Source organism: Thermotoga maritima MSB8 (assembly GCF_000008545.1).
Lineage (GTDB): Bacteria > Thermotogota > Thermotogae > Thermotogales > Thermotogaceae > Thermotoga > Thermotoga maritima.
On record NC_000853.1, the window covers coordinates 265,698 to 288,700 of the forward strand.

17 protein-coding genes and 1 pseudogene are annotated in these 23,003 nt (G+C 45.9%); 14 read left to right on the plus strand and 4 right to left on the minus strand.

Features of this window, described 5'->3' with window-relative positions:
* The first annotated feature begins 231 nt into the window (after window positions 1-231).
* From TM_RS01325 to hup, 10 genes and pseudogenes are all read left to right on the plus strand, one after another.
* Window positions 232-1,241 (plus strand): annotated as a pseudogene (locus TM_RS01325) (3'-5' exoribonuclease YhaM family protein).
* On the plus strand, window positions 1,234-3,135 hold the full coding sequence (gene topA / locus TM_RS01330) for a type I DNA topoisomerase (protein WP_004082962.1): 1,902 nt from the start codon (window positions 1,234-1,236) through the stop codon (window positions 3,133-3,135). The pseudogene TM_RS01325 and the gene topA overlap by 8 nt, the downstream one beginning before the upstream one ends.
* Window positions 3,050-3,961, plus strand: coding sequence for a D-alanine--D-alanine ligase (locus TM_RS01335; RefSeq protein ID WP_010865083.1), 912 nt, complete (start codon window positions 3,050-3,052; stop codon window positions 3,959-3,961). The genes topA and TM_RS01335 overlap by 86 nt, the downstream gene beginning before the upstream one ends.
* Window positions 3,958-4,626: a DUF47 domain-containing protein gene (locus TM_RS01340; protein WP_004082964.1), complete on the plus strand. Its 669-nt coding sequence runs from the start codon at window positions 3,958-3,960 to the stop codon at window positions 4,624-4,626. The genes TM_RS01335 and TM_RS01340 overlap by 4 nt, the downstream gene beginning before the upstream one ends.
* Window positions 4,627-4,638: 12 nt before the next feature.
* Entirely contained in the window at window positions 4,639-5,847 is a 1,209-nt protein-coding gene (locus tag TM_RS01345) for an inorganic phosphate transporter (RefSeq protein WP_004082965.1), read from the plus strand.
* Between the two features lie 13 nt (window positions 5,848-5,860).
* A complete protein-coding gene (gene dnaN / locus TM_RS01350) occupies window positions 5,861-6,961 on the plus strand; it encodes a DNA polymerase III subunit beta (protein ID WP_004082966.1) in 1,101 nt (366 codons plus the stop codon).
* Between the two features lie 10 nt (window positions 6,962-6,971).
* Entirely contained in the window at window positions 6,972-8,852 is a 1,881-nt protein-coding gene (gene mnmG / locus TM_RS01355) for a tRNA uridine-5-carboxymethylaminomethyl(34) synthesis enzyme MnmG (protein WP_004082967.1), read from the plus strand.
* Window positions 8,849-9,568, plus strand: coding sequence for a pseudouridine synthase (locus TM_RS01360; protein ID WP_004082968.1), 720 nt, complete (start codon window positions 8,849-8,851; stop codon window positions 9,566-9,568). Before mnmG ends, TM_RS01360 begins: the two co-directional genes overlap by 4 nt.
* Complete coding sequence (gene uvrC, locus TM_RS01365) at window positions 9,528-11,201, plus strand: excinuclease ABC subunit UvrC (RefSeq protein WP_004082969.1); 1,674 nt, start codon at window positions 9,528-9,530, stop codon at window positions 11,199-11,201. Before TM_RS01360 ends, uvrC begins: the two co-directional genes overlap by 41 nt.
* 180 nt (window positions 11,202-11,381) lie before the next feature.
* Entirely contained in the window at window positions 11,382-11,654 is a 273-nt protein-coding gene (gene hup, locus TM_RS01370; protein WP_010865085.1) for a DNA-binding protein HU, read from the plus strand.
* Between the two features lie 28 nt (window positions 11,655-11,682).
* Here hup and mnmE read toward each other — a convergent pair whose 3' ends face one another.
* Genes mnmE through TM_RS01390 form a run of 4 tightly spaced genes read right to left on the minus strand, consistent with a single transcriptional unit; the run spans window position 11,683 to window position 16,770 of the window.
* Entirely contained in the window at window positions 11,683-13,035 is a 1,353-nt protein-coding gene (gene mnmE / locus TM_RS01375; RefSeq protein ID WP_004082971.1) for a tRNA uridine-5-carboxymethylaminomethyl(34) synthesis GTPase MnmE, read from the minus strand.
* A gap of 4 nt (window positions 13,036-13,039) precedes the next feature.
* Window positions 13,040-15,346 carry a homocysteine S-methyltransferase family protein gene (locus TM_RS01380; protein ID WP_004082972.1) on the minus strand — a complete coding sequence of 769 codons (2,307 nt, stop codon included), beginning with the start codon at window positions 15,344-15,346 and terminating at the stop codon, window positions 13,040-13,042.
* A complete protein-coding gene (locus TM_RS01385; RefSeq protein WP_004082973.1) occupies window positions 15,330-15,938 on the minus strand; it encodes a hypothetical protein in 609 nt (202 codons plus the stop codon). The genes TM_RS01380 and TM_RS01385 overlap by 17 nt, the downstream gene beginning before the upstream one ends.
* Window positions 15,925-16,770 carry a methylenetetrahydrofolate reductase gene (locus tag TM_RS01390; protein ID WP_004082974.1) on the minus strand — a complete coding sequence of 282 codons (846 nt, stop codon included), beginning with the start codon at window positions 16,768-16,770 and terminating at the stop codon, window positions 15,925-15,927. The genes TM_RS01385 and TM_RS01390 overlap by 14 nt, the downstream gene beginning before the upstream one ends.
* A gap of 64 nt (window positions 16,771-16,834) precedes the next feature.
* Between TM_RS01390 and TM_RS01395 the strand changes: the two genes are divergently transcribed.
* The 4 genes from TM_RS01395 to ackA all read left to right on the plus strand — a co-directional run bounded on the left by TM_RS01395 (window position 16,835) and on the right by ackA (window position 23,000).
* Window positions 16,835-18,067, plus strand: a complete 1,233-nt coding sequence (locus TM_RS01395; RefSeq protein WP_004082975.1) for a hypothetical protein — start codon at window positions 16,835-16,837, stop codon at window positions 18,065-18,067.
* 74 nt (window positions 18,068-18,141) lie between these two features.
* Window positions 18,142-20,787, plus strand: a complete 2,646-nt coding sequence (gene ppdK / locus TM_RS01400) for a pyruvate, phosphate dikinase (protein ID WP_004082976.1) — start codon at window positions 18,142-18,144, stop codon at window positions 20,785-20,787.
* A 47-nt stretch (window positions 20,788-20,834) separates the two neighbouring features.
* The gene (fba, locus tag TM_RS01405) at window positions 20,835-21,776 is read left to right on the plus strand and encodes a class II fructose-1,6-bisphosphate aldolase (RefSeq protein ID WP_004082977.1); all 942 of its coding nucleotides are present in this window, start codon (window positions 20,835-20,837) and stop codon (window positions 21,774-21,776) included.
* Between the two features lie 12 nt (window positions 21,777-21,788).
* Entirely contained in the window at window positions 21,789-23,000 is a 1,212-nt protein-coding gene (gene ackA / locus TM_RS01410) for an acetate kinase (protein ID WP_004082978.1), read from the plus strand.
* Window positions 23,001-23,003: the final 3 nt, after the last annotated feature.

Consider the following 23,003-nt stretch of genomic DNA (forward strand, 5'->3'; position numbering starts at 1 on the left):
TTGGTGTATGGGTGTTCTCACTCTTCAAAAAAGAGATAGTGATCGATGTAGAAAAAAGCAGACTGATTCTGGGAAAGGAATCGTTTGACCTTTCTTCGATTGAGAGAGTTGAAAGGTACGGGATGTCAATTGTTTTTTATTTAAGTGATGGAACACGTCGTGTTTTCTCTCATCCCATAGAGGACTTTGAACTTTTGAGGAAATTGATTGACGAGAAGGGAAGTGGTTGGTTTGAAACTCGGTGATTTGATGCCAAGAGATCTGCTAAAACAGGAACTGTTTGTTCAGGATTTGAAAAGTCATATCAACGACAACGTAGAAATTATCTTGAAGATTAGGAGTAAAAAACTCCAGGAAACAAAAGACAGTAAGAAATTCCTGATCATGACACTGGAGGACAGGACGGGAACCGTCAGGGCTGTGGACTGGTACAACGCTGAACTCAACGATCAGCGTCTGAAGGAAGGAAACGTCGTCAGAGTGAAGGGCAGAGTGGTATTTTTTGAGAACAGGATACAGATAAACGTGGATAACGATTACGGTGCCATAAAGATTCTGAAGAGCGACGAGTACGATTACACGAAATTCGTCGCACAGTCGAAAAAAGACCTGGAGATTTTGAAGAAAAAGCTCTTTGTCCTTCTGGATCAAATAAAGGATCAACACTACAAAAAACTTCTGAAGGCATTCTTTGAAAATAAAGAGTTCTCCGAAAAATTCTTCAGATCACCGGCGGGTATGAGAGTACATCATGCCTACATAGGAGGACTTCTAGAGCACAGCGTCACGGTCGCTGAGATTTGCAAAGAGATCAGTAAATATTACTCCCTCGATAGAGATCTTCTCATAACTGGTGCCCTCCTCCATGATGTTGGAAAGGTGGAAGAATACAGAATCACAGAATCCGGGATCGAAGTGACTACCGAAGGGAGTTGAAAGGGCATATAGCAATAGGGGCGGCTATGGTTAGAGAAATGGCGAAGAAATTGTCTATTCCAGAGCACAAGATCCTCGAGTTAGAGCACATAATTCTTTCGCACCACGGAGAGCTCGAATGGGGTTCACCCGTGGTTCCAAAGACGATAGAGGCTTTAATAGTTCATCACGTTGAGAACCTGGATTCCAAGATAGCTCGATTCATCGAGGTTATGGAAAGTTCCGAATCGAATCAGGGTTGGACGGAGTACGACAGGAATTTGGGAAGAAGAATCTTTTTAAGAGGTGGAGGAACTGATGAGTAAGAAAGTGAAGAAATATATCGTTGTTGAATCTCCTGCCAAGGCGAAGACGATCAAGAGTATTCTTGGGAATGAGTACGAAGTATTCGCTTCGATGGGGCACATCATAGACCTTCCCAAGAGCAAGTTCGGTGTGGATCTGGAAAAGGATTTCGAACCGGAATTCGCGGTGATAAAAGGGAAAGAGAAGGTAGTTGAAAAGCTGAAGGATCTTGCAAAAAAAGGCGAACTGCTCATCGCTTCTGATATGGATAGAGAAGGGGAAGCCATAGCCTGGCACATAGCCAGGGTAACGAACACACTGGGGAGAAAGAACAGGATCGTGTTCTCTGAGATCACTCCTCGTGTGATAAGAGAAGCCGTTAAGAATCCTCGAGAGATTGACATGAAGAAAGTTCGTGCGCAGCTTGCAAGAAGGATTTTAGACAGGATCGTTGGTTATTCTCTGAGTCCGGTTCTCTGGAGAAACTTCAAATCCAATTTGAGCGCTGGTAGAGTCCAATCAGCAACCTTGAAGCTCGTTTGTGACAGAGAGAGAGAAATCCTCAGGTTTGTGCCAAAGAAGTACCACAGGATCACCGTCAATTTCGATGGTCTCACAGCAGAAATAGATGTGAAAGAAAAGAAGTTCTTCGACGCTGAAACGTTGAAAGAAATCCAGAGCATAGACGAACTCGTTGTAGAAGAGAAAAAGGTTTCTGTGAAAAAGTTTGCGCCTCCAGAACCCTTCAAAACCAGTACCCTCCAGCAGGAAGCGTATTCTAAACTGGGTTTCTCCGTTTCCAAAACCATGATGATTGCCCAGCAGTTGTATGAAGGCGTGGAAACAAAAGATGGGCATATCGCGTTCATAACCTATATGAGAACAGATTCAACGCGTGTTTCGGACTACGCGAAAGAAGAAGCCAGAAATCTGATAACGGAGGTCTTTGGAGAAGAGTACGTTGGTTCAAAGAGAGAAAGGAGAAAGAGCAACGCAAAAATACAGGATGCGCATGAGGCGATTCGTCCCACGAACGTTTTCATGACACCTGAAGAAGCGGGAAAATACCTGAATTCTGACCAGAAAAAACTCTACGAGTTGATATGGAAGAGATTTCTCGCATCGCAAATGAAGCCTTCTCAATACGAGGAAACTCGTTTTGTCCTGAGAACAAAGGATGGGAAGTACAGATTCAAGGGAACGGTGCTGAAGAAGATTTTCGATGGGTACGAAAAGGTGTGGAAGACGGAAAGAAACACGGGAGAGTTTCCTTTCGAAGAGGGAGAATCTGTGAAACCGGTGGTTGTAAAAATAGAGGAACAGGAAACCAAACCGAAACCAAGGTACACAGAGGGTTCTCTTGTAAAAGAAATGGAAAGACTCGGTATAGGTCGTCCCAGCACATATGCGTCCACGATAAAGCTTTTGCTGAACAGGGGTTACATAAAAAAGATCAGGGGCTATCTCTATCCAACGATCGTTGGAAGCGTTGTCATGGATTATCTGGAGAAAAAGTACTCTGATGTTGTTAGCGTTTCCTTCACAGCTGAAATGGAAAAGGACCTCGATGAAGTCGAACAGGGTAAGAAAACAGACAAAATCGTTCTGCGGGAGTTTTATGAATCCTTTTCCAGTGTGTTCGACAGGAACGACAGAATTGTGGTTGATTTTCCGACGAACCAGAAATGTTCGTGTGGAAAGGAAATGAGGCTCTCTTTTGGAAAATACGGCTTCTATTTGAAATGCGAGTGTGGTAAAACCAGAAGCGTGAAAAACGATGAAATTGCGGTCATAGACGATGGAAAAATATTCCTGGGGAGGAAAGACAGTGAGAGTGGCTCTCCTGATGGGAGGAGTGTCGAGGGAAAGGGAAATCTCTCTGAGAAGCGGAGAAAGGGTAAAAAAGGCTCTTGAAAAACTCGGGTATGAACACACCGTTTTTGACGTTAGAGAAGATTTTCTCAAGAAAGTGGATCAGTTGAAAAGTTTTGATGTGGTCTTCAACGTTCTCCATGGAACTTTCGGTGAGGATGGAACGCTTCAGGCAATTCTGGATTTTTTGGGGATCAGATACACCGGGTCCGATGCGTTTTCAAGCATGATATGTTTTGATAAACTCGTGACTTACAGGTTTTTAAAGGGCACCGTCGAGATACCTGATTTTGTGGAGATCAAGGAATTCATGAAAACTTCTCCCCTTGGGTATCCCTGTGTGGTAAAACCGAGGAGAGAGGGTTCAAGCATAGGAGTGTTCGTTTGTGAATCGGATGAAGAGTTTCAACACGCGCTCAAGGAAGATTTACCACGATATGGGAGTGTGATTGTTCAAAAGTACATCCCCGGCAGGGAAATGACTGTGTCTATTTTAGAAACGGAAAAGGGCTTCGAAATTCTTCCCGTTCTTGAGTTGCGACCAAAGCGTCGTTTCTACGATTACGTTGCGAAGTACACGAAAGGTGAAACGGAGTTCATTCTTCCTGCTCCTTTGAATCCTTCAGAAGAACGCCTTGTCAAGGAAATGGCTCTCAAAGCGTTTGTAGAAGCTGGTTGCAGAGGTTTTGGGAGGGTGGATGGTATTTTCAGCGATGGCAGGTTCTACTTTCTGGAAATCAACACGGTACCGGGTCTAACGGAAACCAGTGATCTCCCAGCGAGCGCGAAAGCGGGAGGAATCGAGTTCGAGGAACTCGTTGAGATCATCTTAAAGAGCGCTTTTTTGAAAGAAGGGGTGAGAGTATGAAATTTATAGAAAAAATGCTTCCGGAGGAGTCTCCCATCGATCTTCTCATAAATCTTTCCAGAAGAGGCGAAGCGGCCGTCGTGCTTCTCAAGGATGCCATCGAGGATTACTTCACCGGAAAATTCGGGGAAGGTCACCTCAATCGTGTAATCTCTCTGGAGCGAGAGTCAGATGAGATCAAATCAAAGCTGAAGAAGATGTATCTCAAAATGAAGTACACCTACTTCGAAAAAGACGACTTTCTTTACATAGTTCACAAAGCGGATGAGATTCTTGACGTTGTCAGGGACATCGTCATCATGCTCGACATGAACAGAGTTGAAGATGTACCGGAGAATATCAAAGAGTTATTCGCAGAACTCGTTGAAAACGTTCTGGATACTATCAGAGAAACCACCGAGGCAATCGAACAGCTTCGCACACTCGCGGAGAGCGGTTTTTCACCTTTTGAAAAAGAAAAGGAAGAAAGAGAAATCTTTGACGTGTCCATGGAGGAGAGGGAAGTCGACACAATATCGAGGAATCTTGGTAAAAAACTCTATTCCCTCAAAAACAGTATGAATCCCGTGGATCTGATTTTCTTGAACAAAGTGGCAAGACTTATTTCAAAGATTGCCGATCAGGGCAAAGATATCACAAAGAGGATAAATTCCATCCTTAGGTGAGGAGGGAATAACGTGACAATACTCATCATAGCTGGCATACTTGGTTTCATCATGGCTTTCTCCATAGGAGCCAACGATGTGGCGAACTCCATGGCGACAGCTGTTGGGGCAAGGGCTATAACTGTGAGACAGGCAGCTCTTATAGCGATGTTTCTCGAGTTTCTTGGAGCAGTTATGTTCGGCTCCCATGTCTCCCAGACGATCGTCAAAGGAATAGTGGAAGTGGAGAAAGTTCAACCGGTAGAACTCATGTATGGTGCACTGTCAGCCTTGATCGCAGCTTCATTCTGGATTCTGATAGCGACCAACTGGGGTTATCCCGTTTCCACCACCCATTCTATAGTCGGAGGAATGATGGGATTCGGTCTTGTGGCGGTGGGTATAAATGGCGTGAACTGGAAAACGTTTCTCTTCATAGTACTTTCCTGGGTTGTTTCACCTGTTCTCGGCGGTTTGATTTCCTTTGTGATGTTCAAACTGATCTCTCTTTCGGTGTTCCACACAAAAAATCCGAAGAAATCTTCCACTGTCGCTATTCCGTTTTTCATATCTCTTGCGATTTTCACAATGATATCTCTTTTTGTAAAAAAGACGCTCAAACAGCCTCTCAGTGAATCTTTTCTGCTCGGTATCGCTTTCTCTCTCGTAACATTTTTTGTGGTTCACTTCGCTGTGAGAAAGTTGATAAACGAAAAGAAAGATGTGTACGATGCGGTTGAAAATGTGTTCAAGCGCGCTCAGATTCTCACTTCATGCTACGTTTCTTTTTCTCATGGAGCCAACGACGTTGCCAACGCGGCGGGCCCTGTAGCGGCGGTCATGATCGTTGCGTCAACGGGTGTTGTTCCAAAAACCGTCGAGATTCCGTTTCTGGCGCTTCTTCTTGGGGGAATCGGTATCTCGCTCGGTGTGTTCTTCCTTGGACAGAAGGTCATGGAAACGGTGGGTGAAAAGATAACTACGCTCACAAATTCCAGGGGATTCACAGTGGATTTTTCCACTGCGACGACGGTTCTACTCGCTTCGTCACTAGGGCTTCCTATCTCCACGACACACGTTGTGGTGGGAGCTGTCACGGGTGTTGGCTTCGCCAGAGGGCTTGAGATGGTGAACGTTGGTGTGTTGAAGAACATCGTTATATCCTGGCTTCTCATAGTACCAACGGTGGCTGCGACTTCCGCGGCTGTCTATTGGGTTTTGAAACTGATACTAAAATTCTAATGGGGGTGAGACGATGAAAGTAACCGTCACGACTCTTGAATTGAAAGACAAAATAACCATCGCCTCAAAAGCGCTCGCAAAGAAATCCGTGAAACCCATTCTTGCTGGATTTCTTTTCGAAGTGAAAGATGGAAATTTCTACATCTGCGCGACCGATCTCGAGACCGGAGTCAAAGCAACCGTGAATGCCGCTGAAATCTCCGGTGAGGCACGTTTTGTGGTACCAGGAGATGTCATTCAGAAGATGGTCAAGGTTCTCCCAGATGAGATAACGGAACTTTCTTTAGAGGGGGATGCTCTTGTTATAAGTTCTGGAAGCACCGTTTTCAGGATCACCACCATGCCCGCGGACGAATTTCCAGAGATAACGCCTGCCGAGTCTGGAATAACCTTCGAAGTTGACACTTCGCTCCTCGAGGAAATGGTTGAAAAGGTCATCTTCGCCGCTGCCAAAGACGAGTTCATGCGAAATCTGAATGGAGTTTTCTGGGAACTCCACAAGAATCTTCTCAGGCTGGTTGCAAGTGATGGTTTCAGACTTGCACTTGCTGAAGAGCAGATAGAAAACGAGGAAGAGGCGAGTTTCTTGCTCTCTTTGAAGAGCATGAAAGAAGTTCAAAACGTGCTGGACAACACAACGGAGCCGACTATAACGGTGAGGTACGATGGAAGAAGGGTTTCTCTGTCGACAAATGATGTAGAAACGGTGATGAGAGTGGTCGACGCTGAATTTCCCGATTACAAAAGGGTGATCCCCGAAACTTTCAAAACGAAAGTGGTGGTTTCCAGAAAAGAACTCAGGGAATCTTTGAAGAGGGTGATGGTGATTGCCAGCAAGGGAAGCGAGTCCGTGAAGTTCGAAATAGAAGAAAACGTTATGAGACTTGTGAGCAAGAGCCCGGATTATGGAGAAGTGGTCGATGAAGTTGAAGTTCAAAAAGAAGGGGAAGATCTCGTGATCGCTTTCAACCCGAAGTTCATCGAGGACGTTTTGAAGCACATTGAGACTGAAGAAATCGAAATGAACTTCGTTGATTCTACCAGTCCATGTCAGATAAATCCACTCGATATTTCTGGATACCTTTACATAGTGATGCCCATCAGACTGGCATGAGGTGATTGGTTTGAGGCCTGAGGACGATCGTGTCTATGATGTGATCGTTGTGGGAGCCGGTCATGCGGGAATAGAGGCGGCTCTTGCGGCTGCCAGAATGGGTTTCAGAGTACTTGTCCTCACGGTGAATCCGGACACCGTGGGATGGGCCCCGTGCAATCCCGCCATAGGTGGTCCGGCAAAGGGTGTTGTGGTTCGTGAAATAGACGCTCTCGGTGGAGAGATGGCCAAAACCACCGACGAGACGATGATAAACGTGCGAATGCTGAACGTGAGCAAAGGGCCCGCTGTGAGGGCTTTGAGGGCTCAGATAGACAAGATTTCGTACAGCAGAACGATGAAAAGAAAGCTGGAAACGAATCCGAACATAGTGTTGAGACACGGTATCGTTGAAAGGATTCTAACGGAGAAGGGAAGAGTTAAGGGAGTTGTAGACAATTACGGGATAGACTACCTGGGAAAAGCCGTGATCGTGACAACAGGGACTTTTCTGAGGGGAAAGATATTCATCGGCCGTTCCACGTTCCCAGCGGGTCGTATGGGAGAGTTTCCAGCGACAAAACTCACGGAAAGTCTCATAGAACTGGGATTCGAAGTTGGTAGATTCAAAACAGGAACGCCGGCTCGTGTGTTGAAGCGCTCTATAAACTTTTCCGTTATGGAAAGGCAGGACACCTCGGATGAACCCCTTGCTTTTTCCTTCTTTGACGAACCGAGAGTTCTCCCGAAGGATTACCCCTGCTGGCTGACCAGAACGAACCCGGAAACCCACAGCATAATAAAACAGTATCTGGAATTTTCGCCCCTTTATGGAACGGTCAAACTCATAGAAGGAATAGGACCAAGGTACTGTCCTTCTATAGAGGACAAGGTTGTCAAATTCAAAGACAAAGAATCGCATCAAGTCTTCGTAGAGCCAGAAGGAAGAGACACGGAGGAATACTATCTGAACGGTTTGAGTACGAGTCTTCCCTATGAAGCACAGATAAAGATGATAAGAAGCGTGAAAGGACTCGAGAACGCAATCGTTACTCGTCCTGCCTACGCGATAGAGTACGACTACATAGATCCCAGGCAGCTCTATCCCACACTTGAATCCAAGCTTGTGGAGAATCTCTATTTCGCAGGTCAGGTGAACGGGACGAGCGGATATGAAGAAGCGGCTGGTCAGGGCATAATCGCTGGTATAAACGCTGCTCTCAAACTCCGGGGAGAGCCTCCTCTCATTTTGAAGAGATCTGAGGCTTACATTGGTGTTCTGATAGATGATCTGGTAACAAAGGGAGTGGATGAACCATATCGGCTTCTCACTTCGAGGGCTGAGTATCGTCTTCTTCTACGCCATGACAACGCTCATCTGCGCCTGGCAAAGTACGGCTATCGGGTGGGGCTGATTCCCAAGTGGTTCTACGAAAAGGTGCTGAGTCTTGAGCGTAGAATAAACGAAGAGATCGAACGTTTGAAGAAGGTCATTGTGAAACCTTCTGACAGGGTCAACGATCTTTTAACTTCCTTGAGAACCAGTCCTCTTAAAGAACCGGTTTCTTTTTATCAGCTCTTGAAACGTCCTCAATTGAGTTACAGTGCGCTGAAGTTTCTGGATCCGAATCCTATAGACGATCCGGAAGTTGTGGAACAGGTGGAAATAAATGTGAAATACGAGGGATACATTCAGAAGATGTTTGAAGAGGTCGCCGTCTTTGAGAAGTATGAAAATTACGAGATACCACACGATTTAGATTACGACGCGGTTCCAAATCTCTCCACAGAAGCGAGAGATAAATTGAAGAAGATCAGGCCAAGATCCATCGGTCAGGCCATGAGAATCCCGGGAATAAATCCTTCCGATATTTCGAACCTCATAATCTACCTGGACAGGAAGAAACAATGAGACTGGACAGGTATCTTTCGAATAGTGGTGTGGGAACGAGAAAAGAAGTGAAAAAACTGATAAAACAGGGCAGGGTGACCGTTAACGGGAGAGTAGTGCTCGATCCTGGACATCCTGTGTTGGAGAACGACGCAGTTGCGCTCGATGGTGAGGTGGTGAGATTTCACAAAAAGGTTTACATTCTCTTCTACAAGCCTTCAGGATACGTGACCAGCACGAAAGATCCACATTCGGAAACCATCATGGAATTTCTCCCTCCATTGAAAGGAATTTTCCCCGTTGGAAGACTCGACAAAGATGCCGAAGGTCTCCTGATAATAACGAACGATGGTGATTTCGCTCATCGTGTGATTTCACCGAAATGGTCTGTAGAAAAAGAGTACATTGTGAAGGTAGAAGGAGAAGTCACAGAAGACAAGATAGAAAAGTTGAAAAATGGTGTGACTTTAAGGGATGGTTTTTTCGCGAAAGCAAAGCGCGTGGAGAAGCTGTCGAACGACACGTTGAAGATAGTTATAACGGAGGGTAAGTATCATCAGATCAAACGAATGACAGCCGCTGTGGGTCTAAAAACAGTGCACTTGAAGAGAACAAGAATCGGTGGACTCGTTTTACCCGATGACATGAAACCCGGAGAGTACAGATTCTTGAGTGAAGAGGAGGTGAAGAAGGTTTTTGAAAGAGAAGATCAGAAAGAAGATACTCCTCGCTCCTGAAGAACCTGGTGTTTACATCTTCAAAAACAAAGGGGTTCCCATCTACATAGGAAAAGCAAAGAGATTGTCCAATAGATTAAGGAGTTACCTCAATCCCCAGACGGAGAAAGTGTTCAGAATCGGCGAAGAAGCTGACGAACTGGAAACGATCGTTGTGATGAACGAAAGGGAAGCGTTCATACTCGAGGCAAATCTCATAAAGAAGTACAGGCCGAAGTACAACGTTCGTCTCAAAGACACAGATTTCTATCCTTACATCAGGATATCCGATGACGAGATACCGTACGTTGAAATTGTGAAGAGAAAACTGTGGGATGGAACGTACTTTGGGCCCTACACCAGCGTTCAATTCGTCAGAAATCTGCTGGAAATCCTTCAGAAAATAATGGGATTCAGAACCTGTAAATCCGATTTGAAAAGGATAAAGAGGCCCTGTTTTCTTTACCATCTTGGCAGATGTATCGGCCCGTGCATTGGAAACATAGAATCGCATGAAGAAGCAATAAGAAAGCTGAGAGAGTTTCTCTCGGGAAACATGGAAGAAGTCTTCGATTATCTGAAAGAAAAGATGGAAACTCATAGCAAAATGCTCGATTTTGAGAACGCTGCAAAGTACAGGGACCTTCTTTTGAATCTGTCGAATGTTCTGGAATCTCAGGGTGTGGTTTTTGAAGAAAATATCAATTGTGATGTTCTGGTCCATGCACACGACCTGTTCGTAGTTCTGAGAGTCAGGAATGGTTACCTGGTAGGGAAGATCTCCTTTGAAATGGAAGGGGGAAATGTGGAAGATTTCATCAGAGAATACTACATATCTGGGAGAGGTGATATCCCGAAAACTCTCATTCTGGAGAGTGATCTGGACGAAATGGATTACTCGTCTCTCGGTTTTGAGTATGTAGGACCGCCACGCTCCACCACAGAAGAAGATCTTCTTGAGAAAGCAAAGAAAAACCTGGAAAACGAGTTAAAAATGAGAGGATTGAGGAAGGAAGCGCTCGAAGAATTGATGAAGCTCCTGAACATGAAGGATTTTCCGTACAGGATAGAAGGGATCGATATTTCTCATCTTCAGGGAAAATACACCGTGGCTTCTCTGGTGGTGTTTGAAGATGGATTTCCCAAAAAGGGCGATTACAGACGTTATAAGATCGAACAGGATCATCCCGATGATTACGAATCGATAAGAACAGTTGTGAAAAGAAGATATTCGAAACACCCGCTTCCGAATCTTCTGTTCGTGGATGGTGGAATAGGTCAAGTGAACGCTGCTATCGAAGCGTTGAAGGAAATAGGAAAGGACTGTCCTGTGGTTGGTCTCGCGAAGAAGGAAGAGACCGTTGTCTTTGAAAACAGAGAAATACACCTTCCACACGATCACCCGGTTTTGAGGCTTCTCGTTCAGATAAGAGACGAAACACATAGATTCGCTGTGAGTTACCACAGAAAGCGGAGGGAGAAAGAATCACTCAGGTCTGTTCTTGACAATGTACCCGGAATAGGTCCCATCAGAAAGAAAAAGCTCATTGAACACTTTGGTTCCCTGGAGAATATTCGTTCTGCATCCCTGGAGGAAATAGCAAGGGTCATTGGTAGTACTGAGATAGCACGAAGGGTCCTGGATATTTTGTAAATTTTCTGTAACTGATTCTAATTTTTGTCCTATTTTTCGAAATCCCGCTTTTTATGGGGATTTTAGAACTTTCAGACTTCGAAGTGCTTTTCTAAAGGGACTTGCAACACCCCGCTGTAAAATGGTATATTTACAAGCAGTGAGAAGAGTGCTTTACAACCCTAGAAAGGAGGGGGTTTCATGACCAAGAAGGAACTCATCGACAGGGTGGCGAAGAAAGCAGGTGCGAAGAAAAAGGATGTAAAATTGATTCTCGACACCATCCTTGAAACGATCACAGAAGCTCTCGCAAAGGGTGAAAAGGTTCAGATCGTTGGATTCGGAAGCTTCGAAGTGAGGAAGGCCGCTGCAAGAAAAGGCGTGAATCCTCAGACAAGAAAACCCATCACCATTCCCGAAAGAAAGGTCCCGAAGTTCAAACCCGGAAAAGCCCTCAAAGAGAAGGTCAAGTGATAGGGGAAGGGGAAACCCTTCCCCTCATTCATTTTCCAACGCAGAAATTGGAGAATATGGTATCCAGCAGATCTTCCCTGAAGCTCCTTCCTGTCACTTCATCGAGAAGATTGAGAGCCCTCTCTAGATCTATAGAAGCCATATCAACCGGCATTCCTTCCTTCAAAGACTTTATAGCGTCTTCCAGATGTCCTTTAACGTTTTCAAGCAACTGTTTTTGTCGAAGATTTGTGATGAGAGAATCAGAACCTCTTTCAAAGATCTCCTGAGTTTCTCTGTAGATGGATTCTTCCAGCTTTTCAAGTCCTTCTCCTTTCAGGGCAGATATCTTCACCATGTGTCTGTCTGTTCCGAGTTTGTTTTTTATCTCCTCTTCATTTATCTTCTCCACCACATCTACTTTGTTTATCACCACAAGATAGCGTTTGTTCTTTATCCTTTCGAGGATTTTTCTGTCCTCTTCGTCAAGTGGTGAAGAAGCATCGAGCACAAACAGTACTATGTCAGCTTTCTCTATTTCCTGAAGAGTTCTCTCTATCCCCAGTCTCTCGACCAGATCGTTCGTTTCCGATCTCACACCCGCTGTGTCGACTATCCTGAAAAGAATTCCTCTTATGACGATTTCTTCACTGATAACATCCCTTGTTGTTCCGGGTATATCTGTGACGATCGCCCTGTCCTCGTTCAAAAGTCGATTCAGAAGAGTAGATTTTCCCACGTTGGGCTTTCCCACGATGACCATCCTGAGTCCTCTGTTGAGAAGAATACCCGCATCTGCTTTTTTCAGTTCTTCTGTGAGCTTTTCTTTTATTCGCTCCAGTCTGGTCACCACTTCGCCTGTGTTCGTTTCTATCTCGTCTGGATAATCGAGCTCTACCCGTATCTCAGCAAGGACTTCTATGAGTTCTCTTCTCAAGCTATCAACGAAGTCTCTCAATCCTCCCTTGAGGTTCCTCAGGGAGAGTTTCAAACTAGTTTCACTTTTCGCCTCTATGAGATCTCTCACAGCCTCCGCTGAAGTGAGGTCCATCTTCCCGTTCAAAAAAGCTCGTTTTGTGAACTCGCCGGGTTCAGCCATTCTCGCTCCAGATTTCAAGAAGAGATCCAGCAGCTTTTTCACCACGAGCGGTCCTCCGTGGCACATCACCTCTACCATGTCCTCTCCTGTGTAGCTCTTTGGTGATTTGTAGAAAACGACCACTACCTCATCCACATCTTCTCCGTTTTCGTGGATCCAGCCGTGGATTGCCTTTCGTGGAACGATTTTCGATCGTGTTCGAAGGTGTTTCTGAACGATCTTCCAGCTATCTGGACCGCTCAACCTGAGAATCGCGATTGCTCCTTTTCCGGGAGGGGTAGCTACAGCGACAATGGTATCCACACTCTCATCTCCCAAGAGATTTCAATATTTTTACCGCTTCGGAAGCATTCTTTGCGTAATAGTCCGCTCCAAGCTCTTTTGCTAGTTTTTCGTTCAGGGAAGCACCACCCACTATGACAGGGATTTTCAGGTTCTTTTCTTTGAGCTTTTCCACAACTTCCTTTATTCTGCCGACGGTGGTTGTCATCATTGCAGACAGACCGAGTGCAACGGGTCTTTCTTTTTCCACGGCTTCCACTATTTCCGATGTGTCCACGTCTTTTCCAAGGTCCACCACGCGGTACCCGCTGCTTCTGATGACAGATGCCACTATGTTCTTTCCTATGTCGTGCACATCACCCTTGACTGTTGCAATGACGAACGTTTCACCCTGACTGTCTGATGGAAGCATCGATGTCAGTTTGTCGAACACGGGTTTCACCGTTTGAGCGGCGAGGATGAGTTGCGGCAGAAAGATCTTTCCCTTATCGTAGAGTTCTCCAATACGTTCCATCGCTGGCCTCAGGTGTTCTTCTATGACGGAAAGAGGATCTTTTTCCTTCAGAAAATCCTCCACAAGCTTCTCGAGTTCCGACCGGTTCCCGGAGAGTATGATTTCAACCAGTTTTTCTTCCTTCACTTCAGCCCTGGGAAGTTCCTTCTTTTCAAGTATCACAAGTGTAGCGTTCAAGGTCTTCATTAGTGTTTCGTCGAGGGGATTCATGATGGCAGAGCTCAGGCCTTTAGATATTCCAAGAACGAGAAAAGCGGTGTTGTAATAACTTCTGTCAGGAAGTCCGAAAGACAGGTTGGAAAGACCAACAGTTGTGTTGAAACCCTTGCTTGAGATGAATTCTATGGTCTTCAGTACTTCTACCGGTTTTCCTTCTGCACCGAGGGGCAGAACTCCTGGATCGAAGATCACCCTGTCTGAGAAATCGTGTCTCTCCAGGATTTTCAAAGCCTTTTCGAAGTACTCTTTTCTCTCTTCGAAGCTTTTTGGAACGTCTTTTCCCATCAATAGTACGATGAGTGTACCTCCGTATTTCTTCAACAGGTTTATTTTCATTTCGAGTTCTTCTTCATCCACCTTGGCCGAGTTGAAAAGAGATCTTCCCGGATAGGCTCTGAGCGCTCTCTCTGTGAGGTCGACGTTCTGGATGTCCAAGGAAAGAGGAACGTTCGAAACATACGGAAGTGTTTGAACGATCTTTTCCACGTATCGTACGTCTATCTGAGATTCTATCCCGAAGTTCACATCAAGCACTTCCGCGCCTTTTTCCACCTGTGTTTTCGCTTCCTTGATCACAATTTCTTCGTTTCCTTTCTGCATCTCCGCCCATAGCTTCTTTCTACCTGCCGGGTTTATCCTCTCTCCTATGACGACGAAATGATCGAACGTCACGAGTTTTGAAGGAGAAGAGACAGCGAATATTCTCTTTTTCTTTCTTTGAAGAGGCTTTCTGTTTCCGAGAACTTTTCTGAAGAGCTTCACGTGTTCAGGGGTGGTTCCGCAGCAGCCTCCGAATATGTTCACGCCGAGTTCGTAATAGGAGTCTATGTGAACGGCAAAATCGTGTGGTTTTAAAGGATACACAGTTTTCCCGTTCTCCACGATGGGCTTTCCCGCGTTAGGTTCCACTACGAGAAACTTGTCTGTGTACTGGGACAGTTCCTGAAAAATGGGAAGGATCTCTTCGGGCCCGAGTGAACAGTTTATACCGAGGGCATCGATATCCAGTTCATCGAACGTGATGGCAAAGTTTGCGGGATCTGTCCCTGTAAGACTTCTTCCCTTCTCATCGAATGTCATGTGGGCAATCAGGAAAACATCCCGGGATACTTCCCTTGCCGCAAGCACAGCGGCTTTCAGCTCGAGAATGTCCGAGAACGTCTCAAAGATGATTCCGTCCACACCTTCTTCGACCATTATCTCCACGGTTTCTCTGAAGTTCTCGTAGAATTCCTCGAACAAAGTGCTTCCGAGTGGATAGGGAAGTTCTCCCGTCGGTCCGATATCTCCAAAAACAAGCTTTTCTCCAGCTGCTCTTCTTGCGATTCTCACAGCGTTTCTCACAATAGGGTCCAGTTTGTCCTCCAGCCCGTGTTTTCTCAGTTTCATCCTTGTGGCACCGAACGTGTTCGTCAGAATGACATCCGATCCACTCTCTATGTAACTTCTATGAACTTTCAGCACCACATCGGGTGCTTTTATATTCAGCTCTTCGGGAAGGTCATCGTATCCGTACTTCATGAATTCTGTTCCGTAAGCACCATCTAGGAGCAACACCCTTTCTGAAAGCAATTTTGAAACCTCACGTCTGTTTCTCATTCTTCTCCCTCCAGCCCACGAACGCTGTGATGGTTTTTCTGGGAACGAGCACGTAGGAGTCTTCGATCACATTGACGTCCACTTCTTCCTTGAAAATTTCGGCGATTTTCTTGTTCAAGGAAAGTGGAAGGTCTCCATATCCGGGTGAAATTCTAAAACTTCCCTCCAGGTTGGATCTTTTCATTCTGAGCTCCGCATCTACCTTTCTCAAAGCGTACTCCACCATCTCTGAAGCGATTCCATCGATGAAAAACGCGAGAAGATCCTCTCCTTTTCTAAAGTATTCCTCTATCTTTTCGTCCACCTTTTTTCCGAGGGTCGCAAGAAAAACTGTGATGATCTTACTCCCAGAAAGGTGTTTCGTTGCAAGTTCACCCGTGAGTCTCATGTCGTCGAAAGAGAGAGAACCGTCCACCTCGAAATCTCGCCACAGAACCACAGGTTTTGCCGCATCGAGAAGCTCTTCGTAAGCCCTGTTCACCGTTTTCCTGAATTCTTCAGGTATCTCCTCTGCTCCTCCAAAACCGAGCTTTGCCTTCAAAACGTTGTCTGGAATCTTTATCTCGCTGGGGGCTATTTCAACTTTTGGCAATTTCTACCACCTTCCTGATTTTTTCGAGATCTTTCACTATAGCCACTATGTAGAAACCATCCAGTACACCTTTTGTTTCTTCAACGAATCTGAGTACACTTTCAAAACTTTTTTCTTTCAGGTAATCGTCACCCTTCTCCGTGGAATTCACTATCTCATCGGGTATTTCTATTCCAGGAACACTCGAGAAGTAACTCATCTGTTTTGCGTTTTCAAAGAAGACTATAGAAGCGAGAATTTTCGTGTTCAGTTCTTCCTTGATCTTTTTCGCCACCTCGCTGTTGAAAAGTGGCTGGGTGACAAGGAAATCCACACCGGCTTCAATCTTCTGTTTAGCTCTTTTTATATCCTTATCACTGAAAGGGTTCAGCGCACCACCAACGAAGAAATCGGTTTTTCCATAGATCTTGTTTCCGGCAAGATCCGTTCCTTCGTTCATGAGCTTTGTGAGTCTTATGAGGTCTAAGATATCTATATCGTTAACGGAGGTCGTTTCAGGGTAATCACCGTGGGAAGGATTGTCCCCAGACAGAAGAAGCAGATTCTTCACTCCGAGGGCATGACAGCCCAGAAGGTCAGATTGTATTCTTATCATATTCCTTGTGTTCCTCGTGAAATGCATGAGAACATCTTTTCCGCTTTCCACAAGAAGGTGGGAAGCAGCCCAGGGAGCCATTCTCACTCTTCCCATCGGCATGTCGGTCACCGTGAACGCGTCGATACCTGTCTTCCAGGCTTCTTCGGTGAACTCCATGAACCTACCCAGATTTGTGCCTCTTGGTGTCAGCACTTCCAGAACAACACATTTTCCTATCTCGAGAGATTTTCTCAACGTGCTACCTCCTTTCCTGTGTTATCATAAGTTTTGGTGAAGAAAAAAGAAGGAGGTTCTGAACATGAAGAAAGGGATAATCTTTATCCTGCTGATTCTCACGGCCCTCTCTTTTTCACAAATATTAAACTATGTACCGGAGAATTTCAAGGTGATTCGATATGTGAAGGATTTATCAGAGTTCTACTCCGAGATCAAAAGTCTTCCCACCGGCCGTTTCCTGACAGAGAGCCTCGGTCTTGAGATGATGATACAGGGTGTTCTGGAGTCCCAGCTTCTCAGCAGGGATATAGAGCCTTCCGACTTCTACGATCTCCTCTCTCACGAATTTCTCTTTGTACAGCTCAACAGCGAAGACACTTGCTTCGTTCTGGGACCATCTGAAAAGGCAAAGAAACTGAAAGACAGCATAAAGTCTCTTGTGGTTGATCTGCTGGGAATGGAAGATGTGGTCGTTGTTGAAAAAGATGGGTATCTCTTCTTAGGAACAGCTAAAGCAGTGAACGCTTCTTTGAAAGGTGGAGGGAAGATTCCCGACACTCTGAAGACCGCAGATTTCTTTGGCTACGGTTTGCTGCAAGGTGAGAAGTATTCCTTCACCGTTGTGAGCACAAAAGAATCCGCGAGTGATCATCTCTCGATAAAGGTGGAAATCGCTCCAGCGGATGATACTTCCAGAAACTTCCTCGAAAAAGTAGGACAGCCAAGGAAAGTCCCATCTGATTACTACACGTTCGGAGAATTGACGGTGATTTTCAACACGGAGAATTACGATGGACTGTTGGATGTTCTCTCCAGTGCTGGATTTTCTATAGAAAGCGAGAATCTACCTGTTCAACTCCCCGAATCGGACATTGAGAAAGTTGTCAAAAATCTCTTTGAAGAACTCGAACCTCCAATGTTCTTGAGTGCGAATGTATCTTCAGCGGTTATGGACCTGATAGCCGGATCCACTCCCACCAATCTCGAAGTTGTTGCAAAAGCCAGGCTGAAAACCCCTGATGCAGTGGAAAACGCTTTAAAAGCCGCGGGAGTTCAGTACAGGAAGGAAGGCAGGTGTTTTGTTCTGGAAAATGGATTATCGATTTGCACAGAGGGAGACACAGTCGTTCTGAAAAGCGAGCAATTTTCTCCCAGAGATCTCGATATCACGCCTGCAAAGAACGACGTTTTCTTCCTCTTTCTCGATATGAAAGCTGTCATGGAATCGCTTGTGGGAGAGGGTGAGGAGGCTTACATCTTTGCGAGGGGCTTCTACAAAGATGGGAAGATGGTTTTCTATGTTAACGTGAAATGATACCGAAGTTAATCGTGCGGTTTTGATTTTATAATAAATTCTTGGATACGAAAGGAAAAGGAGGGAGTCAGAAGATGGCAAAGAAATACGTGTACTTCTTCGCAAACGGTAAGGCAGAAGGCCGAGCGGACATGAAAGATATCCTCGGTGGAAAAGGTGCCAACCTCGCAGAGATGACCAACCTTGGAATTCCTGTTCCTCCCGGATTCACCATTTCCGCAGAGGTCTGTAAGTACTACTACGACCACGGAAGAACTTATCCAGAAGAACTGAAAGAACAGGTTGAAGAGGCAATGAGGAGACTCGAGGAGGTTACTGGAAAAAAGTTCGGTGACCCCAACAATCCACTCCTTGTTTCCGTCAGATCTGGTGCAGCCATTTCAATGCCTGGAATGATGGACACCGTTCTCAATCTTGGTCTCAACGATGAGACAGTGAAAGGATTAGCAAAGCTGACGAACAACGAAAGGTTTGCCTACGACGCTTACAGAAGATTCCTTCAGATGTTTGGTGATGTGGTTCTGAAGATACCTCACGAGAAATTCGAAAAGGCACTCGAAGAACTCAAGAAGGAAAAAGGTGTGAAACTCGACACCGAACTGGATGCAGAAGACCTCAAAAAACTCGTTGAAAGATACAAACAGATCTACAAGGAAGAGGGAAAAGAATTTCCGCAGGATCCCTGGAAACAGCTCTGGCTTGCGATCGATGCGGTGTTCGGTAGCTGGATGAACGAGAGAGCTATCAAGTACAGGCAGATTCACGGAATCAAGGAAGGAGATCTCCTCGGTACGGCCGTGAACATCGTCGCGATGGTGTTTGGAAACATGGGAGAAGACTCCGGAACGGGTGTCGCCTTCACAAGAGACCCGAACACTGGAGAGAAGAAACCTTACGGAGAGTTCCTGCCCAATGCTCAGGGTGAGGACGTTGTTGCGGGTATCAGAACTCCTCTCAAACTTGAAGAGTTGAAAAACAGAATGCCAGAGGTCTACAATCAGCTCCTTGAAATAATGGACAAACTGGAAAAACACTACAGAGATATGCAGGACATCGAGTTCACCGTTGAGAGAGGAAAGCTCTACATCTTGCAGACAAGAAATGGAAAGAGAACCTCTCAGGCAGCTATCAGGATCGCCGTTGACATGGTCCACGAAGGACTCATCACCAAAGAGGAAGCTATTCTCAGAGTGAGACCTGAAGACGTCGAACAGGTGCTTCATCCTGTGTTCGATCCAAAAGAAAAGGCCCAGGCAAAAGTCATCGCGAAAGGGCTTCCTGCATCTCCAGGTGCCGCAACGGGTAAGGTCGTCTTCAACGCGAAGAAAGCTGAGGAGCTCGGCAAAGCAGGTGAACAGGTCATTCTTGTGAGACCTGAAACCAGCCCCGAAGACGTTGGAGGAATGGCCGCTGCGCAGGGAATTTTGACCTCCAGAGGGGGAATGACCTCTCACGCTGCCGTTGTCGCAAGAGGAATGGGTAAGCCAGCAGTCGTCGGAGCAGAATCCATAGAAGTCCATCCTGAGGAAGGTTACTTCAAAGTGGGAGACGTCGTTGTAAAAGAAGGAGAATGGATCTCCATCGATGGGACTACCGGTGAGGTCCTCCTTGGAAAAGTAACAACAATAAAACCACAGGGCCTTGAAGGACCTGTCGCGGAGCTTCTGCAGTGGGCCGATGAGATCAGAAGACTCGGTGTGAGAACCAACGCAGACATACCGAGAGACGCGGAAGTCGCGAGAAAATTCGGTGCTGAAGGAATCGGGCTCTGTAGAACAGAACACATGTTCTTCGAAAAGGACAGAATACCCAAGGTTAGAAGGATGATCCTCGCAAAGACAAAAGAAGAAAGAGAAAAGGCTCTGGACGAACTTCTGCCACTTCAGAAAGAGGACTTCAAGGGATTGTTCAGAGTGATGAAAGGACTTCCAGTCACCATAAGGCTCATAGATCCTCCTCTCCATGAATTCCTGCCGCAAGAAGATGAACAGATCAAGGAAGTTGCCGAGCAGATGGGAGTCTCCTTTGAGGAACTCAAGAACGTCGTGGAGAATCTCAAAGAACTCAACCCAATGCTCGGGCACAGAGGTTGTAGGCTCACCATCACCTATCCTGAGATCGCTGTGATGCAGACCAAAGCAATAATTGGAGCGGCCATCGAACTCAAGAAAGAGGAAGGAATAGATGTAATACCTGAAATCATGATTCCTCTTGTGGGACACGTTAACGAACTCAGGTACCTGAAGAAGATCATCAAGGAAACGGCCGACGCTCTCATAAAAGAAGCTGGTGTCGAGCTCACTTACAAGATCGGAACCATGATTGAAGTTCCAAGGGCCGCTGTTACCGCCCATCAGATAGCGGAAGAAGCAGAATTCTTCAGCTTCGGTACTAACGACCTCACACAGATGACCTTTGGATTCAGCCGAGACGACGTTGGAAAGTTCCTGCCTGAGTACCTTGAAAAGGGCATCCTCGAACACGATCCATTCAAGACGCTGGACTACGACGGTGTTGGAGAACTGGTGAGGATGGGTAAAGAGAAAGGAAGAAGCACAAGGCCCGATCTCAAAGTTGGAGTCTGTGGAGAACACGGTGGAGATCCGAGATCCATACTGTTCTTCGACAAAATTGGACTCGACTACGTTTCCTGTTCGCCGTACAGAGTACCTGTTGCCAGACTTGCAGCGGCTCAGGCAGCTCTCAAAAACAAGAAATAATTGAAGGCCGGGCTTGTCCCGGCCTTTACATTGAAGGAGGTGTGACAATGCCTTATGTAAAGAACACGAAAGAAATTCTGGAAAAAGCCAGCAAAGAGAGATACGCTATCGGTGCATTCAATTTCAACAACATGGAATTTCTCCAGGCAATTCTTGAAGCCGCTGAGGAAGAAAAAGCACCGGTCATCGTCGCTACATCGGAAGGAGCGATAAAGTACATAGGAAAGGGCGATATAGAAACAGGAGCAAAACTTGCCGTTGAAATGGTGAGAACTTACGCTGAAAAACTTTCAGTTCCCGTCGCACTCCACCTGGACCACGGAAGAGACTTTAAAGTTATCATGGCTGCCATAAAAGCGGGTTACTCTTCAGTGATGATCGACGCTTCGCATCTTCCCTTCGAGGAAAACCTCAGAGAGACGAAGAGGATCGTGGAGATAGCTCACGCGGTTGGTATAAGTGTAGAAGCGGAACTCGGAAAACTCAAGGGAATAGAGGACAATGTGGTGGAAAAAGAGTCCGTGCTCGTCGATCCGGAAGAAGCAAAGGTATTTGTGAAGGAAACAGAAGTGGATTTCCTGGCTCCAGCCATTGGAACCAGCCACGGTGCGTTCAAGTTCAAAGGGGAAGCACAGCTCGACTTTGAACGACTGAAGAAAGTGAAAGAATACACCCAGATACCGCTCGTTCTTCACGGAGCTTCCATGGTACCGCAGGATATTGTGAAACTGGCGAACGAATACGGTGCCGAGCTTTCCGGTGCGAAAGGCGTTCCGGAAGACATGCTGAAGAAAGCTATAGAACTTGGTATCAACAAGATAAACACAGACACCGATCTGAGAATCACCTTCGTCGCGTATCTCAGGAAGGTTCTCTCAGAAGACAAGTCTCAGATAGATCCCAGAAAAATTTTCAAACCTGTCTTCGAACAGGTGAAAGAAATCGTCAAGGAGAGAATCAGAATATTCGGATCCAGCGGAAAGGCGTGAGGTGAAAATAGGATGAGAGTACTGGTGATAAACTCGGGAAGTTCTTCAATAAAGTACCAGCTCATCGAGATGGAGGGTGAGAAAGTTCTCTGTAAGGGTATCGCAGAAAGAATCGGCATTGAAGGCAGCAGGCTCGTTCACAGAGTGGGCGACGAAAAGCATGTGATAGAAAGAGAACTTCCGGATCACGAGGAAGCGTTGAAACTCATATTGAACACATTGGTCGATGAAAAACTTGGAGTCATAAAAGATCTAAAAGAGATCGATGCCGTCGGCCACAGAGTGGTTCACGGTGGTGAAAGATTCAAAGAATCGGTACTTGTGGACGAGGAAGTGCTCAAAGCGATTGAAGAAGTTTCACCCCTTGCGCCGCTTCACAACCCTGCGAATCTCATGGGAATAAAAGCTGCCATGAAGCTTCTTCCTGGAGTACCAAATGTGGCTGTTTTCGACACAGCTTTCCACCAGACGATTCCTCAGAAAGCATATCTTTACGCTATACCGTACGAATACTACGAGAAGTATAAAATCAGACGCTACGGTTTTCACGGTACAAGCCACAGGTACGTTTCGAAAAGAGCGGCGGAGATTCTCGGGAAGAAACTAGAAGAACTCAAGATCATCACCTGTCACATAGGAAACGGCGCTTCAGTAGCCGCTGTGAAATATGGAAAGTGTGTCGATACTTCCATGGGATTCACGCCACTTGAAGGGCTCGTTATGGGTACAAGGTCCGGTGATTTGGATCCGGCAATTCCCTTCTTCATCATGGAAAAAGAAGGTATATCTCCCCAGGAGATGTACGATATACTGAACAAAAAGAGCGGTGTCTATGGACTTTCAAAGGGCTTCAGCTCCGACATGAGAGATATCGAAGAGGCTGCCTTGAAAGGAGACGAATGGTGCAAGCTCGTTCTGGAAATTTACGACTACAGAATAGCGAAATACATAGGCGCATACGCTGCAGCGATGAACGGTGTCGATGCCATAGTTTTCACAGCCGGTGTTGGAGAAAACTCTCCAATCACAAGGGAAGATGTGTGTTCTTACCTAGAATTTCTCGGAGTGAAGCTTGACAAACAGAAGAACGAAGAAACAATAAGAGGAAAGGAAGGCATAATCTCCACTCCCGATTCCCGTGTGAAAGTACTGGTTGTTCCCACAAACGAGGAGCTCATGATAGCGAGGGATACGAAAGAAATAGTCGAGAAGATTGGCAGGTAAAGG